This is a genomic window from Streptomyces sp. SID5910 (genome assembly GCF_009862125.1).
Taxonomy (GTDB): Bacteria; Actinomycetota; Actinomycetes; order Streptomycetales; family Streptomycetaceae; genus Streptomyces.
This window is the reverse complement of sequence record NZ_WWHX01000600.1, coordinates 1-4,021: the sequence shown is the minus strand read 5'-3', so window position 1 is coordinate 4,021 and position 4,021 is coordinate 1. Positions and strand designations below refer to the sequence as shown.

The following is a 4,021-nucleotide window of genomic DNA, read 5'->3' as shown; positions in this document are numbered from 1 at the left end:
CCGGACTCCTCGACGTAGCCGTTGCCGCCCAGGCACTCGGCGGCCTCCACCGCCACCGGCGCACAGCGCTTGGTCACCCAGTACTTCGCCGCCGGCACCGCCAGCCTCAGCAGCGCCCGCTCCCGCTCGCCCCCGTCGTCGTACGCCGCCGCCAGCCGCAGCGCGAGCGTGGTCGCCGCCTCCGACTCGATCGCGAGGTCGGCCAGCACGTTGCGCATCAGCGGCTTGTCGATCAGCTTGCCGCCGAACGCCTCCCGGTGGGCGCAGTGGTGCACCGCCTGCGCGACGGCCTGCCGCATCAGCCCCGCCGACCCCAGTACGCAGTCCAGCCGGGTCGCCGCCACCATGCCGATGACGGTGCGCACCCCGTCCCCCTCCTCGCCGACCCGGCGCGCCCAGGTCCCGGCGAACTCGACCTCGGCGGAGGCGTTGGACCGGTTGCCCAGCTTGTCCTTCAACCGCTGGATCAGGAACACGTTGCGGGTGCCGTCCGCCAGCACGCGCGGCACCAGGAAGCAGGTGAGCCCGCCCGGGGCCTGCGCCAGCACCAGGAAGCCGTCGGACATGGGCGCCGAGCAGAACCACTTGTGCCCGGTCAGCTCGTACGTCCCGTCCTCCGCGAGCGGCCGGGCCGCGGTGGTGTTGGCCCGGACGTCGCTGCCGCCCTGCTTCTCCGTCATGCCCATCCCGAACAGCACGCCGGCCTTGAGGTGCGCCGGCCGCGGCTCGCGGTCGTAGACCCGCGAGGTCAGCCGCGGCTCCCACTCGGCGGCGAGGTCGGGGTCGGTACGCAGGGCGGGCACGGCCGCGTGGGTCATCGACAGGGGGCAGCCGTTGCCGGCCTCGGCCTGCGTCCACAGCAGGAACCCGGCGGCCCGCCGTACGTGCCCGCCCGGGCGGGTCCAGGCCGCGGTGAGGCCGGCCGAGACGCCCTTGCCCAGCAGCCGGTGCCAGGCGGGGTGGAAGTCGACCTCGTCGATCCGGTGGCCGTAGCGGTCGTGCGTGCGCAGGACCGGCGGGTTCGCGTTCGCCTGCGCGCCCCACTCCAGCACCTGGGCGGAGCCGCAGCTGCGCCCGAGACCGGACAGCTCGGCCCGTGCCTCCTCGTGCAGCTCCGGTGCCAGGTGCCGTTCGACGGCCGCCACGAGGGCCCGGTCGGTGGTGAAGACGTCGTAGCCGGCCAGCGGCGGGGCCTGGTTCGTCACGGTGTGGGTGCTGCCTGCCATGACGGCGAACCTACCGCGCCCGGGGACGGCACGGGCCCCGCCGGTCCCCGGGGCGGTCCGCGCATGAGTGCGGGCGTCCGCGGCGGATACCTTTAGGTCGTGCAGCCAGCAAGTGAATCTTCCGAACGGCCCTCGGGCCGGCTCCACCGTGCCCGGGTCCTCTACCGGAACGTCTCCAAACGCAGGACCGCCTGGCTGCTGCTCAAGGACACGGTGAACTCGTGCATGGAGTACCGCATCCTCGGCCTGGCCGCCGAGGCCGCGTTCTTCACGCTGCTCTCGGTGCCGCCGCTGCTGCTGAGCCTGCTCGGACTGCTCGGCTACGTCGACTCCTGGATCGGCGCCGACACCACCGAGAGCCTGCGCTCCAACATCCTGGACGCCTCGCGCGCGGTGCTCTCCGAGAAGGGCGTCACGCAGATCACCGAGCCGATCCTGGACGACGTGATGAAGGGCGGCCGGCCCGACGTCATCTCCATCGGCTTCCTGTTCGCCCTGTGGTCCGGCTCCCGCGCGGTCAACGTCTTCATCGACACCATCACCGTGATGTACGGCCTCGACGGGGTGCGGGGGATCGTCAAGACCCGCCTGATGGCCTTCCTGCTGTTCATCGTGGCCCTGCTGATCGGGTCGATCGCGCTGCCGCTGATGGTGGCCGGGCCGGACGCCGTGGTACGGGTCGTGCCCTGGTCGACGACCGTCGTGCAGGTCCTGTACTGGCCGGTCGTGATCATCCTGTCCGTGGCCTTCCTGACCACGCTGTACCACGTGTCGGTGCCGGTGCGGTCCCCGTGGATCGAGGACGTGCCCGGCGCGCTGGTCGCCCTCGCGATGTGGGTGCTGGGCAGCTTCCTGCTGCGGATCTACCTCACCAGCACCGTCGAGGGCCCGACCATCTACGGCTCGCTCGCCGCGCCCGTGGCCGTGCTGCTGTGGATCGGTGTGTCCGCGTTCGCCGTGCTCGTCGGGGCGGCGGTCAACGCGGCCATCGACCGGGTCTGGCCGGCCGCCGCCACCGCCGCGGCCCGCGAGGCCAACGAGCGGCTGCGGCAGGCGCAGGTCGCCGAGTACGTGGCCCGGGCCGCGGCGAGCGGCGAGGCGGACCCCGACATGCCGTCCGAGTTCCCGGAGCGCTGGTCGCGGTTCCTCCCCCCGGAGGACGTCACGGCCCGCCTGCGCTCCCACCCGAAGAGCCCGCCGGGGGAGGGCAACGGCCACAACAAGCCGGAGGCTTCGTAGCGACGGGGCCCTGTTTGCCGCGGCGGTCCGGCCCTCCGGGTGTACCAGGGGCTCCGCCCCTGGACCCCGACCTTTGCCCACCCACCACCCGACTCGGTCGGGCAGGAGGCCGGGCCTCATGGTCCCTCCGCCCGGGCCAGGGTGCTCCTCGGTCGGGTCTGGCCTTGTGGCCCTCCGTCCCCGGTGTGGGCCGTCCGGTCGTGGCGCGGCCGGTCCGGCCCGGGGTGTGTCCGGGGCTTCGCCTCTGGACTCCGGCCGGTGCCCCCCCGCCTTCCGACTCGGTCGGGCGAGAGGCTGGGCCTTGTGGCCGTTCGCCCCCGGCCGGGCCGCGGCGTCTACCCTGTGCCGTCATGGACGCACTCGCCGGTCTGCTGGAGGGGCCCCGGGCCCGGGGTGCGTTCATGATCCGGGGCTGTTTCGATCCGCCGTGGGCCGTGCGTGTCGAGGACCGGGCGCCGCTGACGGTGATGCTCATGGTGCGCGGCGAGAGCTGGGTCGTGCCGGACACGGGGGAGCGGGTGCGGCTGCGGGCCGGTGATCTGGCCATCGCGCGCGGGCCCGACGCCTACACCTGCGCCGACGACCCCGCCACGCCGCCCCAGGCGCTGATCCTGCCGGGCGGCGAGTGCGCCTACCCCGACGGACGCCCCCTGAACGGCTCGATGGACCTCGGCGTACGCACCTGGGGCGGCCGGCCCGACGGCGGCTCGGTGCTGCTGATCGGCACCTATCTGGCGCGCGGCGAGATCGGCGGCCGGCTGCTCGACGCGCTGCCGCCGCTGCTCTCCCTCACCGCCGAGGAGTGGGACTGCCCGCTGACGCCCGTGCTCATGAGCGAGGTCACGCGGGACGAGCCCGGCCAGGAGGTCGTCCTCGACCGCCTGCTCGACCTGCTGGTCATCGCCGCGCTGCGGGCCTGGTTCGCCGGGCCGCGGGCCGAGGCGCCCGCCTGGTACCGGGCGCTGGGCGACCCGGTCGTGGGCCGGGCGCTGCGGCTGCTCCAGGACGACCCGGCCCACCCCTGGACCGTCGCGTCCCTCGCCGCCAAGGCCGGTGTCTCCCGCACCGCGCTCGCCCGGCGCTTCACCGCCCTGGTGGGTGAGCCGCCGATGGCGTACCTCACCGGCTGGCGCCTCGCCCTCGCCGCCGACCGGCTGCGCGGCACCGACGACACCCTCGGCGCCATAGCGCGCCAGGTCGGCTACGGCACCGCGTTTGCCCTGTCCACCGCGTTCAAGCGGGTGTACGGCGTCAGCCCGCAGGAGTTCCGGACCCGGGCGGCGTAGCCTGGCCGGCGTGTACGCGGAACGTGCCTCCCGGCTGCCCGGCGCGGTGGTGTGGACCAGCACGCCCACCGGGGACGGCCCGGGACGTGTCCTGCCCGACGGCTGCATGGACCTGCTGTGGCACGACGGCCGCCTGCTGGTCGCCGGCCCCGACACCCGTGCCCACGCCACCGACGGCTCGCCCGGCCCCTGGGCGGGCGTCCGCTTCTACCCCGGCACCGCGCCCGCCCTCCTCGGCGTCCCCGCGCACGCACTGCGCGACCGGCGCGT

The 4,021-nt window shown here is 74.5% G+C and carries 4 protein-coding genes; 3 read left to right on the top strand and 1 reads right to left on the bottom strand.

The annotated features are described in order from the left end of the window. A partial coding sequence (locus GTW67_RS20990) for an acyl-CoA dehydrogenase family protein (protein ID WP_161166344.1) occupies nucleotides 1–1,226 on the bottom strand: 1,226 nt, incomplete at its 3' end. Between the two features lie 99 nt (nucleotides 1,227–1,325). Between GTW67_RS20990 and GTW67_RS20985 the strand changes: the two genes are divergently transcribed. From GTW67_RS20985 to GTW67_RS20975, 3 genes are all read left to right on the top strand, one after another. Continuing rightward, nucleotides 1,326–2,465: a YhjD/YihY/BrkB family envelope integrity protein gene (locus GTW67_RS20985; RefSeq protein ID WP_161166343.1), complete on the top strand. Its 1,140-nt coding sequence runs from the start codon at nucleotides 1,326–1,328 to the stop codon at nucleotides 2,463–2,465. 350 nt (nucleotides 2,466–2,815) lie between these two features. Then, nucleotides 2,816–3,751, top strand: a complete 936-nt coding sequence (locus tag GTW67_RS20980; RefSeq protein WP_161166342.1) for an AraC family transcriptional regulator — start codon at nucleotides 2,816–2,818, stop codon at nucleotides 3,749–3,751. A 10-nt stretch (nucleotides 3,752–3,761) separates the two neighbouring features. Further along, the coding region (locus GTW67_RS20975) for a DUF6597 domain-containing transcriptional factor (RefSeq protein ID WP_346010705.1) at nucleotides 3,762–4,021 on the top strand (260 nt) is incomplete at its 3' end.

Bases quoted from the DNA above. Each gene is read 5' to 3' on its own strand.
- GTW67_RS20980 (WP_161166342.1), top strand. From the start codon at position 2,816: ATGGACGCACTCGCCGGTCTGCTGGAGGGGCCCCGGGCCCGGGGTGCG.